Genomic DNA, 18,352 nt, shown 5'->3' with positions numbered 1-18,352 from the left:
TCAAATCGAATCTGGAATCATTTTTTTACTACAGGAACGTGGCATATTACAAAACGCATCTTTTTGTTTCTGTAGCTTATCCAATTCATCCGGTGTGCAGTTTCCTCCAGGGTTAATACCTAATTTATGTTCCTGAGTTAATGTATCTGCCAATGGATTGACAGATCTACCTGCATTATCCACCTGACCTGTTATTGTATCAACTATTCCCCCTCCAATAATTCCTGTTGTGAGCATTGAACTAGATCCTTTGAGTCCTCCTCTGGGTCCTAATTCATCAAGTATGATGTTTGGCCCCATTCCTCCTGTAAATAGAGGGTTACCGCATAATGCTGTTGGTTCTGGTGTTAAATCGCAAGCATTCAGACCTAATTGGTCTACCATGATGACTGGATTTAATGGATACTGATAAAAATTCCATCCCCCCTTCAGCCCTATCGGATCCTGGGTAATATATCGTCCCTGTAACGGGTCATAGTACCTGTTCCGGTTATAGTACAGCCCCGACTCCTCATCGTACTGCTGACCCGGAAGGCGGTACGACTGGTACAGGTGATGCGGGTTCTCTTCATTCAGCTGGTTGCCCCATTCATCATATTCCGCGCTCCACGCCGTATTGCCGTCTTCGCTGATGAGCGCCAGCGGCAGGCCACGGTGGTCGCAGTGATAAAGATGAACTTTCCGCTCTGGTATATATTCCGGCTCCACCTGTCTGGCCAGTTGCTCCACCGTCAGTCCGCACTGCGCCAGCCACGCGTGGCTTTCACGGCTCACGCGGTCTGCCCGTATCTCTCCCTCCAGCCTGTCCAGCATCATCACCAGCTCCGCCGGGAACACCACGCCGTGACCGTCCTCGCTTCCTTCCTGCTGCAACTTCTCCGCCAGACTGCGGCGCTGCGCTTTCTCCCGCTCGCCGTTCTCCGTTTCGATGCGGATGAGCGGCGTGAAGCTCCCCGGCAGGTAGACCGTCTGGATTCGCGTGGTGTCCAGGGCAAGATTACGAAAGCCCGCACCCCGCAAGGACTGACGCGAGGTAGTCTCTGTCCATAGCGGCTTTTCTCATCTTACGTCTTAACCCGGCCTTGAATATTTTATCCTTCGTCAAAATATTAATAGCGATGTGCCGTATCCCTGAAAATAATTCTGCTGCATTTCCTCTTCTTATTTTGCAGTCGTCTTCATTCATTACCACGTCCAGACGCCAGTGCAGCTTATTCTCCACGTGCCAGTGATTTCGTATCGCTGTGGCGAACTTTTTTGCGGTTAAATCAGCAGAACTGATATAATATCTGACCGTCATTTCTGGCTCTTTCTTTTGTTCTGCTATTATTGACCGAAAGGAGACTGCCACGCATAATTTCTTCAGACCTTTCCATTCAAACGTGAAATCAATAAGTTCATCAGGGACATCGCAAACAATATGAAGACGGATTTCTTCTCTGCCGTGACTTTTTTCACTAATTGCGTAACTGTCATGCTCTGGATTATTTAATTCTTTCAGTGGGAATTTTTCCTCAAAGGTTTTATTAAGCCGCCCCTGATTTCCTTTTACAGCGAATAAATAATCACCGCCCTGTTTTTGTATCTTCTCTGCGATATCTTTCTGGCAACCCATCGCATCAGTTGTGATAATTTTTCCTTTAATATCCAGCATGTTAAGAAGTTCAGGGATAGCTGTGATCTCATTGGATTTCTCATCCGTCCTGATCTGTCCGATGACAAGACTGTGCATTGTTGAGAACGCACTAATGACATGAATCGCTCCCCTGCGGCGACTCTTGTCATAAGAATGCCGGAGCGTTTTTCCATCAATTGCAATAACGTCTTTATCATCTGAAGAATGGCAGTCACGCATCCAGTTAATAAAGCACTCGTGAAATTTTGCAGGACTGATACAGGATACAACTCTGGCAATGGTATCGTGAACAGGAATACCATTTTCAAAATCACCATATTGCTTCAAAAAATCGAGATGTGTTTCCCCAAAATCCTCTATATCTTCCCAGCCTTCTGCACCAGAAATAAAGGCACAAATAGTCAACAGTAGAATATCCGACAATTTATGTTCCACTTTCCAGGCTTGTCTGTAATCGGGGATAATAGAAATATGTTCCATCAATTTTTTAAGTTCCATTTTTTTCTCCTTAATTATGTAAGGAGTATTTGATCATGTATAAGCAATAAAAAACAGCTTTAGGTAATGAGGAATATCTCAATTTTTAAACATAAAATGCGAATTGTCTAGTACAAAAAAGCAGCGTTACGTGTTCTTTCCCTGATCCCGAAACCCAAGTTCTGCACAGGCGGCGAGCACTTCCTCTCGCCCAGCCTGATACTGTCAGATTACATTTAATCATGACTAACATCACCTGAACATCAAAGAGCTTTAATGGCTTGCATGTTTTTGAGAAAAGTATTTTTTTCCTCAACATCCATCCACTCAAAGTCTGATATTTTCATTTCAAATCCTATCACAGTATTTTTTAATTTTTCCAGTTGCTCCTGACTAAGCTGTTCATCTTTTGCTAGAAAATAAAGAGTATTCAGTACATCACCTTCATACATTTCACCTATCTGAGGATTATCTTTTAAAATATCAATAGCTTTGTCTATTGCCAATTTTGGTAAGATTTTCTGCCGAATCATTTTAGAAACATCTACTTCATCCAAGTCATCTGGTGTTTTGCCCAGTAGATGATTATACCATTTTATTAATCCACTTTTCTCTTCCGAGTCATCTAAATCTAAATTATAAATTTGTTTTATTGTTTTTTTATCTTTCATCATATCCCTCCAAATGGTTTAAACAAGTCGTCTATTCTGGCAATCCATGAGTTAGTTTCTGATAGTTTACCCTCTAAATAAATACGTGTTTGAGCATCTAAATTAGGATTCTTTAACGTTCCTTCTATACTCCTTTTTACAGAATTTAACCCTGTGTATGATTGTCTCATTTCTGTCAAATGATCCCAGCCCCCTCCTCCCGGCTTGGGAATTGGATTCCCTTCTAAATCTGCTAACGTACCACTAAAATCCCCTTCAGTGAGATTATTTTTAATAATATTATCAAGTCTGCGAATTGCGCTTTTTTGGGTCGGATTCAATCCATCAAATGGATCTGTATTCTCTCCATCTTCCGGTTCCCATCCTCCCGGGCTTCCCGTACCGCCGCCAAGGCAGTTCTTATCTTCATTCGACAGATCCTTGCCAACATTCGGCTTGCTTCCTGACGAATTATCATTCTCATGTGGGCTATCTAAAGGACAACTACTGGTCCAGTAACACATTTCAGCCTGAGAATTTATTAACTGCCCATCGCTCAGAGCCTTCCCGGCACGCCCATCATTAGCGAGAAGGTCATATCCCATTGGCCCTGCGACCACAGCCATTGCTCCAAGAGCAGGGGCAGCAGACGCCATAGCCGCCGTGACTACATCAAAAGTCGCCGCCCCCCCGAAAGTAAAACGCCCTCCCAAATTCTGTTCCTGTTACTGTTGTGGCAGAACCAAGAACCAGTGTCTCACCAGACAACCCAAGAGGATCCCCCGCTGCACCGGTTCAGCGGATACGCATACAGGTTCCATCCCCCTTCAGCCCAATGGGATCCTGGGTGATATAGCGTCCCTGCAACGGATCGTAGTACCGGTTCCGGTTATAGTACAGCCCCGACTCCTCATCATACTGCTGCCCCGGCAGACGGAGTGACTGTTGAAGGTGCTGCGCGCTGGTTTCGCCCAGCAGGTTTCCCCACTCGTCCTACTCCCCGCGCCACGCCGTTTCCCCTTCCGGGCTGATGAGCGCCAGCGGCAGTCCCCGGTGGTCACAGTGGTAAAGATGAAGTGTCCTCTCCGGGATGTATTCCGCCTCCAGTTGCGCAGCCATCTGTTCCGCCGTCAGCCCGCACTGTGCAAGCCACTGCTGGCTTTCTTCACTTACGCTGCCCTGCCGCAGTTCCCGCTCCAGCCTTCCCAGCATCACCGCCAGCTCCGCCGGTAGCGTCACACCCGTGTCCTCCTGCAACACCTCCGCCAGGCTACGGTGCCGCGCCTTCGCCTGTTCGCCATTCTCTGTTTCGATTCTGATGAGCGGCGTGAAGCTCCCGGCTGGTACCGTCTGGATACGTGTGGTGCCGGTCTGTACCGTCGTCAGCCTGTCGCCGTCCCACCCGTACCACGTCTCCTCCGGTTTACGCGACAGCGACATCCACCCCGTCAGGTCACGCTCCCGCCGCCACACCCGTTTCCCCGTCCTGCGGCCCAGCGGGTCATAGAGGTAGCGGCTCTCCACCTGCGGCTCGCCGTGCTGTATCCGCGTGTAGAACACCAGGCGGTGCTGGCTGTCGTAATGGTAGTGGTGGGTCCGCTCGTCGTGCATCCGGATAACCCCTTCCGGGATACGGTCCGTCTTCTCCGCCAGCCTGCCGTATTCATCGTGGCGGTAGACATAGTGCGCATCCTCCGCGATGCGGTTATCCGGCCACGCCGTGAGGGTGCTGTCCGGGTGCAGTTCCGGGTCCGGCAGCCGGTTTCCTGCCGGGTCCGTCGCATACGGGATATCGATATCCAGGTTCGCCGCCGTGGTGTGGACGCCCGTCAGCCTTCCCGTGTCGCTGTAACGGTACTCCCGGCTCTCCTGCGGGCCGCTGATGCGGATTAGCTGTCCGTTGTCGTTCCAGTCGTAGTCACGGTCAAGCTGCGGAAGGTTCAGGTGCCTGCTCCGGAGCTGGCCGCTGGTATTCCAGGCGGTGGCGAGTTCATATGCCTCCCCGCCGAAGCTGCGGGCCGTCTCACGGTGCAGCCGGTCCCGCGTGTACTCGACCAGCGGCGTTCCGCCCAGCTTCATCCCCGCAAGATAACCGCTGCCATACTTCAGCCACTCCACCGCTGGCAGGCCGTCCGGCTCCTGACGGGTCGCCAGCCCCTGTTCGCTGTACGCGTGCCCCGTCTCATGCTCCCACAGCATCTCCCCCGTCTCCGGGTTCTCCACCGTCTGCCGTTCGCCCGTCAGGCGGCCTTTATCGTCATAGCCGTAGTGGACCACCACACGGTGGCCTTCGCTCAGGTGGCTGATTTCTGTCAGCCAGCCGTGGTCGTCATACTGCCACTGCTCCGCCGGTTCACCGTTCACCGTCCGGTGCGTGATACGGTCCGACGCATCGTAGTGCCAGAGGGTGATAAGTCCCTCGTCTTCACTGCGGACAAGCTGCCCTGTGGCGCTGTACCGGTAACGCTGTGTCCGTCCGTCAAAGCCGCGCTGTTCTGCCAGGCGGTCCATCGGGTCATACAGGAACGTGGACTGGCTGCCGTTCTCATTAGTCAGCGTGGTGATGCGCCCGGCGGCGTCATACCCCATGCTGCGCGTCAGTCCGCCTTCCGTCACACTCACCGGACGCCCGCGTTTATCATATTCGATGGCGCTGCGTTTACCGTCCGGTGATATCGTCGCTGTCAGGTCGCCTGCGGCGCTGTACTCATAACGGTTTTCACGCCCCTGCGCATCCTTCTGACTGACCAGTTGGCCACGCGGGTTATAACTGCTGTAAGTGCTGATGCCTTCTTCCCGGTGAACGGCGATTTGATGACCGTACCGGTCATACTTATACCGCGTCGTGTACCCCGAGCAGTCCGTAAACGCCTGAAGCTGACCGTACCGGTTTCGCGTTATTCTCCGCCTCACCCCGGTTCCGTCTTCCACCGCACAGGGCAGGCCACTGCGGGAAGAATCATAAAACCAGCGCGTAATGTTACCGTTGCGCGAGATCTCTTCCGCCAGCCTGCCCTGACGGTCATATTTCCGGCTGCTGCGCAGCCCGTCCGGGTACGTCACTGACGTCAGTTGCAACTGGTTGTTGTAACCATACCGTACCGTCCTGCCGTCCGGCAGTATCACTGAAGTCAGCTTTCCCGACGCCATATGCAGCCGGTACTCCGTCCGCCGCCCCGCCGCATCCGTCTGCGCCTTCAGCCTCCCCGCCTCATCATACTCGCTGCGGGTGATGCTCCCGTCCGCATGCTCCTTCTTCACTACCCGCTTCAGGCCACCCTCGCCTTCCGTGTACAGCACCTCCCGCCGGTTCAGGCTGTCCGTGATGGTCACACGGTCCTGCCCGTACTCAAAGCGGTAGTCCAGCCCCTCCGGGTTGACCTGCTCCGTCACCCGCCCGGTATCATCATACCGGTAGCGGCTCTCCGGCCTCCCTGCATAATGGTGCGCCACCATCCGCCCGGCGTGCTCCGCATCATAAGTAAACCCGCGCACCTGCGTCCCGCTGCGGTCATACACCGCCCGCAGTTCTCCGCTGGCCGTGTACGTGTAGCGCGCCAGCGGCGCAGTCGGCTGTTCATCCGGGTATGCCGGGTCGTGTGTCAGCCACACCGCCTCCAGACGGATACCGTTATCCGTGCCGTATTCTGTATCGGCGGGCAGCGTGTCGGGGAAAACCTGAGAAGAGGAAACAGAACGGGGACCGGCTGGAGAAGATAAAGAAGAGGCGCGCTGTTTACGGAAGGCTTCCGCCCGCTGCGCCTGCGTGCTCAGCGCCAGGTGAAAACAGCGGCCCGCGCCGTCCGTCACCCCCGTCACCGCACCCGCCACGTCACCCTCTGCCGCCCGGTGGAAGGCCAGCGTCCGCCCGAAGCCGTCCACCACGCCCGTCAGCACCCGGTATGCGGGCGGCTCCGGCGGCAGCACCTCGTCCGCCCCCGGCACCCGCTCCGGCCAGCCGAGCACCAGCCACTGCCCGGTTGTGCTGGCAGCCATCATATAGATGTGTGGACTCAGACGGACCGCTTCCGGCAACGCCCGCCAGAGCCGCGCAAGCGGGTGGCCTTTGTGCTGTTTCAGCACCCCGCCCCGCGCCAGCCAGAACGACTCGCTGCGGCTGTAGCTTATCTCGCCGGGAAACAGGGGTTCAAAGTGAATGCTCCTGCCGCCGTTGTCGTTGAGTATCAGTTCCCGCTCATGAACCTGTAAGCGGATATCGAAGGGTGCTTTCCAGCCGGGACCGAACACCCCCACCGGCGCGGGCGTCCTGGTCCGGTAGCTGCTGTAGGCGCGGGAAAGAATAAACGGCAGCGGGCCGGGCAGCGCAAGGTCCGTCTCGCCCGGCAGCACCTTCGCACCCAGCAGCGGGTTCACCGGGCTACCATAGTTCGGGCTGTCCTTTTTTGTTGGACACACCGAGCAGGCCACACCGGTTGGCGCACCTATCAGCACCCCTGCTGAACCCTGCACAATATCCAGTCCCTTGCGGGTCATGTCACCCTGCCGCGCCGCCGGTTTTCCGCCCATGAATCAATTCCTTCTGCTTTTAATATGGTTTATCTGGTCACTGCACCAGTTCCGTTTTAATTTTTTGCACCTGACTCAAAATTGCCGCATATCCGGCATTCCGGGGGGTAAATCTTTCGGTACAGGCGCATCCGGTACAGGTTGTGTGGCACCACAGTTCCAGTTAATCACCGGCGCATCACCGTTCACATCCGACTCTCCTTCCAGATGAATGTGCGTACCATTGAGAAATATGCTTCCGTCCTTCGTCAACACCAGCCTTGCCTTACCACAGCAGAGTTCAAGATGTTCACCGGCAGAATAAACTGCTGTTTGTCCGGTGTTTTCCTTCATCGTCTTGCCCACCGAGAAGGTGACGTTATTCCCCACATTGACGCTGTAGCCCATTCCCACCATCAGTGATTTGTGCAGCCCTACCTGTGAGGACTGCAACAACGCCACCGAGGTATTCATGATGCCGCCTACCGTCGTCTGGTAAGCCACGCCCACCGTCAGCGCACGAATGATCCCCACCTTTTCAACCTGGTTTGAGCCCACTTTGATAATCTGGTTACTGCCCACCGTTTCCACCTGGTTGACACCAACCGTCTGTATCTGATTAACGCCAATGTTCTGGATCTGGTTATTGGTAACGGTGATCGCCTGGTTGTTACCTATTTTTTCGGCATGGTTGTTTATCACATCAGTGGTGCGGTTATTCAGCACCTCGGTGTTCATGTTCTTCTGCGCGTGGATGTAGACCTGTTCTTTCCCTGTCGCATCGTCAAACTTCAGTTCATTAAACCCGCTGCCCTTATAGGTTTTCGAACGAATGGTCATCTGCGTCTTTGTTCCCGGCAGGCTGCCGGGGGTGCGGTTTTCCTGGTGGTAGGTACGCCCCATAATAATCGGCTGGTCCGGATCGCCGTTGAGGAAGTCCACAATGACTTCCTGACCCACACGCGGTATCGCCAGGTTGCCAAAGCCGGTGCCTGCCCACGCCTGTGCCACACGGATCCAGCATGAACTGTCCTGGTTTGACGGGTTATAGCGGTCCCAGTTAAATTTCACCCGCACGCGGCCATGTTCATCACAGAAGATTTCCTCGCCTGCCGGTCCCGTCACGACGGCGCTCTGCGGGCCGTCCACCAGCGGTTTCAGCAACGGCTGTGGCCGCCATGTTCTGTCTGCCGGTATTACCGCAAAGTGGTTATTCAGCGTGGTGCCTGAACCACTGCGTCCCGGCACCGCCTGCGGCTGCTCGCCGTGCAGTTCACTTGCCACCACCTGCCATTCCCGGTTCAGGTTCGCCTGCGGATGCCCCGTCAGCGCAATTCGCCGTCCCGGCCATATCTCCGGAGAACGGCTTGTTCCGCGCGCCACTTCTGCGTTGTTTCGCCAGCCGTCCATCTGCCAGCGGGCAAAGTTCTGCCCGTGGGCACCCTTGAAACGTCCGGGGTAGTCATACACTTCATACTGTGTGCGCTGATAGTCCTGGTGCTGGCCTTCCTGGTCAAAACGTCCGGCCCAGCCGGGTCGTTTAAAGGTGTAGTCTTTGGTCACCACGGAAGAAGGGCGGATTTGGGCGCTGTAGCGGAACTGGCTGATGCAGAGGGTGCTCACCTCGGTACGGGTGTTCGGATTCCAGGGGATCTCAAAGGATTCCGGCAGATAACGTACTGTGTCGCACAGCACCAGACTCTGGTCGGTACTTTTTTGCGCGTGCTCCTCATAAAAGAAGATGCCTTCCTCCGCCGCCATCCGGCACAGGAAATCGTAATCAGTTTCACCGTACTGGACACAAAATTCACGGGAAGGATGCGGCTCGCTGAACAGCGGACTCCACTCCGTCACACCGTTTTCCTTCAGGATCGTAGCGAGGATGCTTTCGATGTCCTCATTCTGGAAGATACGGAAGTTCTGGCGCAGCCCTGCGCGCCACAGCGGCGGGCATACCTTCATGCTGTACAGCATCTGGTTTTTGTCGTTCTCCCCCAGTTCAAACCAGGTCACCACACCTTTCACCCGGCGCTGTACGTCATCGCCCTGCCATATCGTCAGGTAGGCCATTTTGTCCAGTATTTGCTGAAATTCAAGGGAGAGAAACTGCTGGCTGACCAGAGAGATATCGAGGGAAAAGAGCGAAGAGAGTGACTGGTTCAGATGAAAGGAAACCACCGCAAAAGCATCCGGTGGCAGGCCGTCCACTTCCAGCGTGAAACGTAATCCGGTTGACATAGCAACCTCCGGGATTAAGGAAAAACAGACAGTTCGCTGTTAAAGCGGCTGTGACAGTACAGTGTTACGCATGCGTTCATGCACGCTACCGCCGAAGTTTCCGGCATCCGCCATCTCCCGTGAACGTAACCCCTTACTGACAACCTTTCTTTTTACGGCGTAATACAAAAACAGCATCCGGCCTGATAGCCGGATGCTGTTGGCTTAACTTATGCTTCCAGCGGTGCGCGCCAGTCGTCGGCACCGGAGGTGCCAGATTTGACGTGTTCCCACTCAATTTTGCGGTAGGCCAGTGAAACTTCGAGCAACTGGGTGAACTCGCGTTTCGCCGGATCCTGGCAATGCGGCATATGTAGTTTCATATCGACAATCGTCGAATCGGTCAGGCGGGTGGTGAAATAATGCTCCTGTTTGCCTTCCACAGAAGTGCGCCACCAGTGCAGTTCGGTTTTTGGCAGCATTTCGCCGGAGGCCAGTGCGTTGTACATCAGCGGAACAGCTTTGTTCAGCGCCACGGTAAAAATGAACGGCTTGTGAGCACGCTGACCCGCAGGCTGACCGGACTGAGGATCTGTCGGGACAGTAACGTTATGAAGAAACTCCTGGACTAACATTTCATCTTCGTGGCCTTGCACGTAGATATTGCCGACGGAATCAGCAGTAAAAGCACCAGCAGTGATGTTCCCCTGGGTCTGGCCCGTAATCGAAATGTAACATGGGGTTGGCATTTGTAAACTCCTTGTAAAATCCGTTAGTTAACACTTACAATGACCTGCCGTTAATCCACGACAGGCAGATGTAACTCACTCTGGAACTACATCATTTTTCTGTATTTTTCACATACAAGCCGAATTCAAATTAACGGCTGCTGTAAAAAATCTGTTTCAATCATCCAAGAGCTAAATAGGTAACACTGGTTATATAATTTGATAGCCATAGCCATGCTCAAATGACCAAGGCCTGTTATCATCTCTATTAAAAGGCAAAGCTGTATCATTAATAAATATCTCACTTACCCATTTAGAATTTATCATTTTGATAGTTTCTGAGATATTCCTTAAAAAAACACTCTTTTAATCATGAGGTAAATATATAAACACAAAAACATTAATATTACTTATGTTTTAATAAAATATTCAACAATATCAAATGCATGTGAATTTTCATTTATTTTGACAAACCCCATGATATGCCTGACATGGATTATCAATGCTTATAGAATGTATTTATTCATCGCAGAATACCCTTATTTGTGAATGATAAAAAGTCCTTTTATTATTTATTTTTAAGCGTAAACTGCGGGGCAGTTAAGGAGTGGCAACTTTATTTTAACCGCCATTAGTACGGCATTGTCGATATTTTTTCGGTACAAATATGCCGTATTCATGGTCTGTACGAGACAACATGACGGATCACTTTTATGAGCAAAAAATTTGAAGGCAGCGTCGCGCCTCGCGAGCGCATAAATATATCGTATGTCCCCAAAACGGACGGTCAGACGGCTGAAGTAGAGCTTCCGCTCAACATGCTCGTTGTCGGTGATACTGGAAATACGCAGGAGACATCCCCTTTGGATGAACGCCAGGCTGTTTCCATTAACAAACACAATTTTGGCGCGGTGATGGCCGAAGCAAACATTGACCTCAATTTCATTGTCCCCGCCACGCTTAAGGAAAGTAGAACTGGTGATGAACTGAATGTGGCGCTGAACATCAAGTCATTGGATGATTTTTCACCGGATAGCGTGGCTCGACAGGTTCCGGAAGTAAACAAATTGCTGGAACTGCGTGAAGCGCTTACTGCGCTGAAAGGGCCGATGGGTAACCTTCCTGCCTTCCGTACACAAATCCAGGCATTGCTGGAAAATGAGGAATCCCGCGAACAGTTGCTAAAAGAAATCGGCTTGGTGAGCGGGAAATAACCCCAAAAAATTTCATTAAAACGGGGTTATCCAGACATGGCGGCACACAAAAATATCTGTGGGTCACTTCCTTGTCTAACGAAGAAATACGGTATGCAATGTACCAGGTATGCTTCAGTCAGACAGGTGAATTAAACCAAGATGACGTGGATGCGCTGACTATAAAACTGGATCGCCGTATCAGTGACCTAATGGATGAGCTTATCCATCTTTGTGAGCTTCAGCAGAGCGTGCTGTACTGACGGTGCGTACTTCACTGAAGGTTCGAACCCGGTTACAGAAACACAGCAAAACAGAAGGATTTTCAGTATGTCTTTACAGGAAGAGGAACTTGTTTCCAGTCAGGTAGATCAGGCGCCGTCGCTGCTTGATCAAATCATGGCGCAGACCCGCATTCAGCCCGGCTCGGAAGTTTATGACGTTGCCCGCCAGGGCGTGACAGCCTTTATTAGCAGCATCCTGCAATCCACCACACCTGACGAACCGGTCAATAAACTGGCCGTGGACAGCATGATTGCAGATATTGATGAACGCATCAGTCGCCAGATGGATACCATCATCCATGCGCCTGCATTTCAGCAGGTAGAGTCGTTCTGGCGCTCACTGAAAACCATGGTGGATCGCGTCGATTTCCGTGAAAACATCAAGGTCAACGTGCTTCATGTCACCAAACAGGAGCTTCTGGAAGACTTTGAGTTTGCACCAGAAATTATTCAATCCGGATTTTATAAACATGTTTATTCGTCTGGATTCGGACAGTTTGGTGGTGAACCCATCGCTACCGTGCTGGGCGCTTACGAGTTTAAAAATACCGCGCCAGACATGAAGCTGCTGCAATACGTCAGTGCCGTGGGCGCAATGGCGCACGCACCGTTCCTGTCCTCCGTTTCCCCGGAATTTATGGGGCTGAACTCTTGGACCGAACTGCCTAATATCAAAGATCTTTATGCCATCTTTGAAGGTCCGGCCTATACCAAATGGCGAGCCCTTCGTGACTCTGAAGATTCGCGTTATTTAGGACTTACGGCTCCCCGCTTCCTGCTTCGCCAACCCTGGTCACCAATAGATAACCCTGTTAAGAACTTTAACTATCACGAAGATGTCAGCCAGAACCACGAAGATTATCTGTGGGGTAATACGGCCTGGATGCTGGCATGCAATGTCGCTGACAGTTTTGCCAAATACCGCTGGTGTCCAAATATCATCGGTCCGCAAAGCGGCGGCGCAGTGAAAGATCTGCCGGTACATCTGTTCGAAACGATGGGGCAAATTCAGGCCAAAATCCCAACCGAGGTGCTGATCACCGATCGCCGTGAATTTGAACTAGCTGAAGAAGGGTTTATTACCCTAACCATGCGTAAAGACTCTGATAATGCAGCCTTTTTCTCAGCAAATTCGGTACAAAAACCGAAACACTTTCCGGGAAAAGATGCAGAAACCAACTATAAGCTGGGTACGCAGCTTCCTTATCTCTTCATCATCAACCGGTTAGCGCACTACATCAAGGTGTTGCAGCGTGAACAACTCGGGTCATGGAAAGAAAGAAGCGACTTAGAGAGGGAGCTGAATACCTGGATCCGTCAGTATGTTGCCGACCAGGAAAACCCGCCAGCAGACGTGCGCAGTCGTAAACCTCTGCGCGCCGCCAGAGTTGAAGTTATGGATGTGGAAGGCGAACCCGGATGGTATCAGGTTGCACTGAGCGTAAGGCCACATTTTAAATTTATGGGGGCAAACTTTGAGCTTTCCCTGGTTGGCCGGTTAGACAGGGAGTAACACACCATGATACCGGATCGGGAAAGAACCACAGGTTCTCTTTTTGAGCGTATGGAAGCCTCTTCGGCCAGAAACCGGCAGGGAGGCAGTATTCATTCGCTCAGGCAATCCATTCGCCAGAACCTGCGAAACATTCTTAATACCCGGTCCGGTAGTTGCCGGGGGGCGCCTGAACTGGGCATTGATGAACAGGAAGTGGCTGAAAACTTCCGCGAATCAATGAGTCGGGCCATCGCGCAATGTATAGAACGCTATGAACCCCGGATCTCACACGCTGAAGTGCAGGCTGTGGTTTCATCCGCCGCCAGCCCGCTGGATATGACGTTTCATATTTCAGCCTGGGTGACATTTAACGAAACGCATGAAGTGCTTGAATTTGATATGGCACCGAATGGCAGCCAGCATTACCGGGTGGACTGACAAATGGAATTTGAAGAACGCTATTTCCGGGAAGAACTCGATTACCTGCGCCAGCTCAGCAAGCTGCTGGCAACGGAAAAACCCCATCTGGCCCGCTTCCTGGCCGAAAAAGATGCGGATCCGGATATTGAACGCCTGCTGGAAGGCGTGGCTTTTCTTACCGGCAATCTCCGCCAGAAAATTGAGGATGAATTCCCAGAACTGACGCATGGGCTTATTAAGATGCTGTGGCCTAATTACCTGCGTCCGGTTCCGGCAATGACCCTTATTGAATATACGCCGGATATGGATAAGTCTTCTGTGCCGGTATTAATCCCCCGTAATGAGCAGTTTACAACCAACGCCGGGGAAATCAGAGTCGATGACGTGCTGCCCTCCGATTCTAAAAAGGAAGAGCCGCCTCCCTGTACCTTCACCCTCTGCCGGGATATCTGGCTGCTGCCCGTTCGCCTGGAGCAGATTGAAAACCGCAGTACGCCCCGTAATGGTGTTATCAACATCACCTTTTCGGTCGCATCGGGAACGGACTTCCGCACGCTGGATCTGAACAAACTTCGCTTCTGGCTCGGCAATGACGACAACTATACCCGTGACCAGCTTTATTTATGGTTCTGTGAATACTTGCAGGGTGCCGACCTGACTGTGGGTGAACAGCATATTCGCCTGCCTGAGTTTATGCTGAAAGCTGTCGGTTTTGAGCCGCAGGATGCCATGCTGCCGTGGCCGAAAAACGTCCATAGCGGCTACCGGATCCTTCAGGAGTATTTCTGTTACCCGGATGCGTTTCTCTTTTTTGATCTTTGTGGCTGTCCGGCTTTGCCTGACGGATTGCAGGCTGAATCCTTTACCCTGCAACTGCGTTTTTCACGCCCTTTGCCCGTGGACATCCGGCTGCGCCGCGATTCCCTGCGCCTGTATTGCGCACCTGCCATTAATTTATTTATCCACCATGCAGAAGCCATCACGCTGGACAATCGGCGGGCAGACTATCCGCTGGTTCCCAGCCGCCATTACCCGGAACATTACGATGTATTTTCCGTTAACAATGTGGTGAGCCAGGTCCAGGATATGTTCAGGAAAAAAGATCTGGGACGTCCTGTTTCGACGCAGGCCGCGCGCCAGTGGCCTGCCTTTGAAAGTTTCAGCCATCAGATGGAATACAGCCGGAAGCGGGAAGTAGTGTACTGGCATCATCGGACCAAAACATCCCTGTTCCATCGCGGCTTTGATCATACCCTTGCTTTTATACATGCTGATGGCAGTTATCCGTCAGACGAATCGCTGCTCAGTAACGAAGTGGTTTCGGTAACGCTAACCTGTACCAACCGGGAGCTTCCGTCACAGCTTCGTTCCGGTGATATCACTGGCACAACCGGTAAAAATGCGGCGGTCGCTTCATTTCGCAACATTACCCGCCCGACGCAACCACTCTGGCCAGTCATTGATGGCAGCCTGCACTGGTCCCTGCTCTCCGCCATGAACCTGAATTATCTGTCATTACTGGATACGGACGCGCTGAAGCAGGTCATCGCCAACTTTGATCGCCACGCAATCCATCATCCGCAGACGGCGCGGTTGTCACAACAAAAGCTGGATGCCATTGAGCGTCTTGAGACCCGCCCCATTGATCGCCTGTTTACGGGTATTCCCGTTCGAGGGCTGGCCTCAACGCTGTATCTGCATCCGGAGCCGTTTGTTTGTGAAGGGGAAATGTATCTGCTCGGTACGGTGCTTTCGCACTTTCTTTCGCTGTATGCCAGCGTCAATTCATTCCACATGCTGACCGTTGTGAACACTGAAAGCCAGGAGACATGGAAATGGACGGAAAGAACCGGGCAGCATCCTCTTATCTGAGTCCGGGAAATCCCCCGGCAGATAAAGAGCAGAATGATTCGCTGGCGCAGGTTTTCCATAACGCCTGCTCTTACAATTTTTTTGCGATGGCGGAGTTGTTGCACCGCCTGGCACAGGGTGAAAAGGGGACACCGGAATTATCCCTGCGCGATGATCCGACACAGGAAATCCTGCGTTTCAGTGCCGACGCCAGCCTTGCGTTTCCCCTGAGTGATATCAGTTCGCTGAAACGGGATACGTCAGGTGCATTCAGGATGACCACCACCTTTATGGGATTACAGGGGAGCCAGTCGCCTCTCCCCGGTTATTACCTTGATCACCTGGCCTGGAAAGCGGTACATGAACAAAGCCCGGTGGGCGATTTTCTGGATATGTTCAGCCACCGCCTGACTCAGTTTGTCTGGCATATCTGGCGCAAGTACCGCTATCACGTCAGTTTTCGTAACGGCGGTGTGGATGCGTTCTCGCAGCGCATGTACTCCCTTGTCGGGCTGGGCCATCGGCAGCTTCGCGATAAGCTGGCGATTAATCACAGCAAAATGCTGGCGTATTCCGGGATCCTGGCTAATCCGGGACGCTCCCCGGAAATTATCTGCGGCCTGGTGTCCCACTGCTTTGATTTGTCAGAAGTGACGCTGCAAAACTGGCAACGTCGCAAGGTAGATATTGAACCGGATCAGCAAAACAGCCTGGGGAGCTATTCGCTTAAAAATGGCGAAAAACTGGCCGGAAGATCGGTGCTGGGCAACTTTGTTCTGGGTACACGGGTGCCCGATCTCAGCGGGAAATTCCAGCTCAGTATTACCCGTCTTACCCGCAAACAGTTCCTCTCTTTTCTGCCGTCCGGCGAAAACTTCCTGCCACTGACGATGTTCGTATCCTTCATCCTGCGCGATCAGCTTGCCTGGGATTTACATCTGGGGCTGGCGCCGGAGCAGGTAGGCGCAATGCGCCTGGGTGATAACAAAAGTGCATTGCTGGGCTGGACCAGCTTCCTCGGCACACCGGAAGAACGACCCTCTGTCACCATCAGGGTAAGGTCGTAAATTATGATAATCACGGAGCAGAATATGCCGGAAGAGAAACAACAGACGCTTTCATTGCAGGTTATTAACGGCAGTGAGCTGGAAAGCGGGCGGGCGGCGCGCTGTCTGTTCACGCAGCAGGGAAATGTCGGCCATGGCAGCGAATGCCACTGGTCGGTACAGGATCGTCAGCAGAGCATTCCGGCTCAGGCTTTTACCGTTATCCTGCACGATGGTACATTTTGCCTGCGCCCGCTGACGGCACAACTGTGGCTGAACCAGGCAAAAGTCACAGCAACATCAGACCTGGTACAGCTACGCCAGGGCGATGAGATCCAGGTAGGACGGCTGATGGTGAGGGTTCATCTGAACCGGGGAGATATCCCCCACTACGATGAGGAAATGGCCACTCCCGAAACCATTGTCACCAATCGCGATATGCTCACGGATACCCTGCTGTCAACGGAAGGCGCGCCACACTATCCGGGAATGACTCACCGGCACCAGCTTGCAGACACCGTGGTAAACGGTTTTTCTGCCGATCCACTCCAGGCACTCCAGTCCGAAAGCCTGATTACCACAGGCGATCCGCTTTCAGGCATTACGGCTGTCCGGCCCTCGGCACCGTTGTCCGATCCGGCAGGTAATGGCGGGATCAATACTCCGTTTATGGATCTGCCGCCCATTTATGCCAGTCCCGGTGATCGTAATGATGACATCTCTCCGGCTGAAATGGCGCAACGCCACCTTGCAGTCACCCCCTTACTGCGCGGTCTTGGCGGCTCGCTTACCGTGAGTAATTCCGACGATGCGGATGATTTTCTGGAGGAGGCCGGACGAACGTTACAAGCGGCCATTAAAGGCCTGCTCGATTTACAGCAACAGCGCAACAGCCTGTCAGACAAACATTTACGCCCGCTGGAAGATAACCCGCTGCGCCTGAACATGGATTACGACACCGCGCTCGACGTGATGTTTGCCGAAGGCAAAAGTCCGGTACATCTGGCGGCCCCCGCCGCCGTCAGTGAAAGCCTGCGCAATGTTCGCCACCACGAAGAGGCAAACCGGGCGGCGATTGTGGAGTCGCTTCGTGTCCTGCTGGACGCTTTCTCACCACAAAATCTGATGCGACGCTTTGTGCAGTACCGCCGCAGCCATGAACTGCGCCAGCCGCTGGATGATGCCGGAGCGTGGCAGATGTACAGCCATTACTACGAGGAACTGGCCTCTGATCGCCAGCAGGGGTTTGAGATGCTGTTTAACGAAGTCTACGCCCAGGTCTATGACCGGGTACTTCGTGAAAAACAGCGGGAGCCGGAAGCATGAACAGGAAGGCGTTTCTGGCCTGCGTGCTGATGTGCGTCATATTAACCGGCTGCGAAACGGCGAAAAAAATCAGTGAGGTGATCAAAAACCCGGATATCCAGGTCGGGAGCCTGAAGGAACAACCGTCGGAAATAACCGTCACCCTGCTGACCGAACCGGACACCAATACCAATGCGGAGGGTGAATCAGCCGCCGTGGATGTACAACTGGTGTACCTGACTGACGACTCAAAATTGCAGGCAGCCGACTATGACCAGATAGCCAGTACGCCGCTACCGGATGTGCTGGGTAAAAACTATATCGACCACCAGGATTTTAACCTGTTGCCGGACACCATCAAAACCCTGCCGCCGGTAAAGCTGGATGAGAAAACGCAGTTTATCGGCGTTGTGGCGTACTTTTCCGACGACCAGACCACGGAATGGAAACAAATTGAGACGGTGGAAGGAACCGGCCACCATTACCGCCTGCTGGTGCATGTACGTCAAAGCAGCATCGAAATGAAAAAAGAGGATGAATAATT

12 protein-coding genes and 2 pseudogenes are annotated in these 18,352 nt (G+C 52.7%); 7 read left to right on the top strand and 7 right to left on the bottom strand.

The annotated features are described in order from the left end of the window. The 7 genes and pseudogenes from FEM44_RS26035 to FEM44_RS15665 form a co-directional block, all read right to left on the bottom strand. Positions 1-987: pseudogene (locus FEM44_RS26035) on the bottom strand (RHS repeat-associated core domain-containing protein); the annotation flags it as partial. 10 nt (positions 988-997) lie between these two features. Then, complete coding sequence (locus FEM44_RS15690) at positions 998-2,134, bottom strand: ISAs1 family transposase (RefSeq protein WP_138159077.1); 1,137 nt, start codon at positions 2,132-2,134, stop codon at positions 998-1,000. Between the two features lie 242 nt (positions 2,135-2,376). After that, positions 2,377-2,787, bottom strand: coding sequence for a contact-dependent growth inhibition system immunity protein (locus FEM44_RS25185; protein ID WP_157922568.1), 411 nt, complete (start codon positions 2,785-2,787; stop codon positions 2,377-2,379). After that, a complete protein-coding gene (locus tag FEM44_RS15680; protein WP_138159075.1) occupies positions 2,784-3,476 on the bottom strand; it encodes a polymorphic toxin type 28 domain-containing protein in 693 nt (230 codons plus the stop codon). The genes FEM44_RS25185 and FEM44_RS15680 overlap by 4 nt, the downstream gene beginning before the upstream one ends. 80 nt (positions 3,477-3,556) lie before the next feature. Beyond that, positions 3,557-7,290 (bottom strand): annotated as a pseudogene (locus FEM44_RS15675) (RHS element core protein); the annotation flags it as partial. 75 nt (positions 7,291-7,365) lie between these two features. Continuing rightward, entirely contained in the window at positions 7,366-9,507 is a 2,142-nt protein-coding gene (locus FEM44_RS15670) for a type VI secretion system Vgr family protein (protein ID WP_135523263.1), read from the bottom strand. A 209-nt stretch (positions 9,508-9,716) separates the two neighbouring features. Further along, on the bottom strand, positions 9,717-10,235 hold the full coding sequence (locus FEM44_RS15665; RefSeq protein WP_001142955.1) for an Hcp family type VI secretion system effector: 519 nt from the start codon (positions 10,233-10,235) through the stop codon (positions 9,717-9,719). A gap of 692 nt (positions 10,236-10,927) precedes the next feature. On the opposite strand from FEM44_RS15665, the gene tssB reads away from it, so the two are divergent. The 7 genes from tssB to tssJ all read left to right on the top strand — a co-directional run bounded on the left by tssB (position 10,928) and on the right by tssJ (position 18,350). Then, complete coding sequence (gene tssB, locus FEM44_RS15660; protein WP_130260453.1) at positions 10,928-11,428, top strand: type VI secretion system contractile sheath small subunit; 501 nt, start codon at positions 10,928-10,930, stop codon at positions 11,426-11,428. 309 nt (positions 11,429-11,737) lie between these two features. Beyond that, entirely contained in the window at positions 11,738-13,204 is a 1,467-nt protein-coding gene (gene tssC, locus FEM44_RS15650; protein WP_135523264.1) for a type VI secretion system contractile sheath large subunit, read from the top strand. Positions 13,205-13,210: 6 nt separating this feature from the next. Next, a complete protein-coding gene (tssE, locus tag FEM44_RS15645) occupies positions 13,211-13,624 on the top strand; it encodes a type VI secretion system baseplate subunit TssE (RefSeq protein WP_135486884.1) in 414 nt (137 codons plus the stop codon). 3 nt (positions 13,625-13,627) lie between these two features. Next, complete coding sequence (gene tssF, locus FEM44_RS15640; protein ID WP_135523265.1) at positions 13,628-15,478, top strand: type VI secretion system baseplate subunit TssF; 1,851 nt, start codon at positions 13,628-13,630, stop codon at positions 15,476-15,478. Continuing rightward, on the top strand, positions 15,442-16,524 hold the full coding sequence (tssG, locus tag FEM44_RS15635) for a type VI secretion system baseplate subunit TssG (RefSeq protein ID WP_135523266.1): 1,083 nt from the start codon (positions 15,442-15,444) through the stop codon (positions 16,522-16,524). The genes tssF and tssG overlap by 37 nt, the downstream gene beginning before the upstream one ends. Positions 16,525-16,548: 24 nt before the next feature. Then, the gene (gene tagH, locus FEM44_RS15630) at positions 16,549-17,829 is read left to right on the top strand and encodes a type VI secretion system-associated FHA domain protein TagH (RefSeq protein ID WP_135523282.1); all 1,281 of its coding nucleotides are present in this window, start codon (positions 16,549-16,551) and stop codon (positions 17,827-17,829) included. After that, positions 17,826-18,350 (top strand): type VI secretion system lipoprotein TssJ, encoded by a 525-nt coding sequence (tssJ, locus tag FEM44_RS15625; protein ID WP_059321172.1) that lies wholly within the window; start codon positions 17,826-17,828, stop codon positions 18,348-18,350. Before tagH ends, tssJ begins: the two co-directional genes overlap by 4 nt. Positions 18,351-18,352: the final 2 nt, after the last annotated feature.

Origin of the sequence: Escherichia sp. E4742, assembly GCF_005843885.1 — a bacterium.
Lineage (GTDB): Bacteria > Pseudomonadota > Gammaproteobacteria > Enterobacterales > Enterobacteriaceae > Escherichia.
The sequence above is the reverse complement of the archived record's forward strand: the minus strand, read 5'-3'. Positions and strand labels throughout refer to the sequence as shown.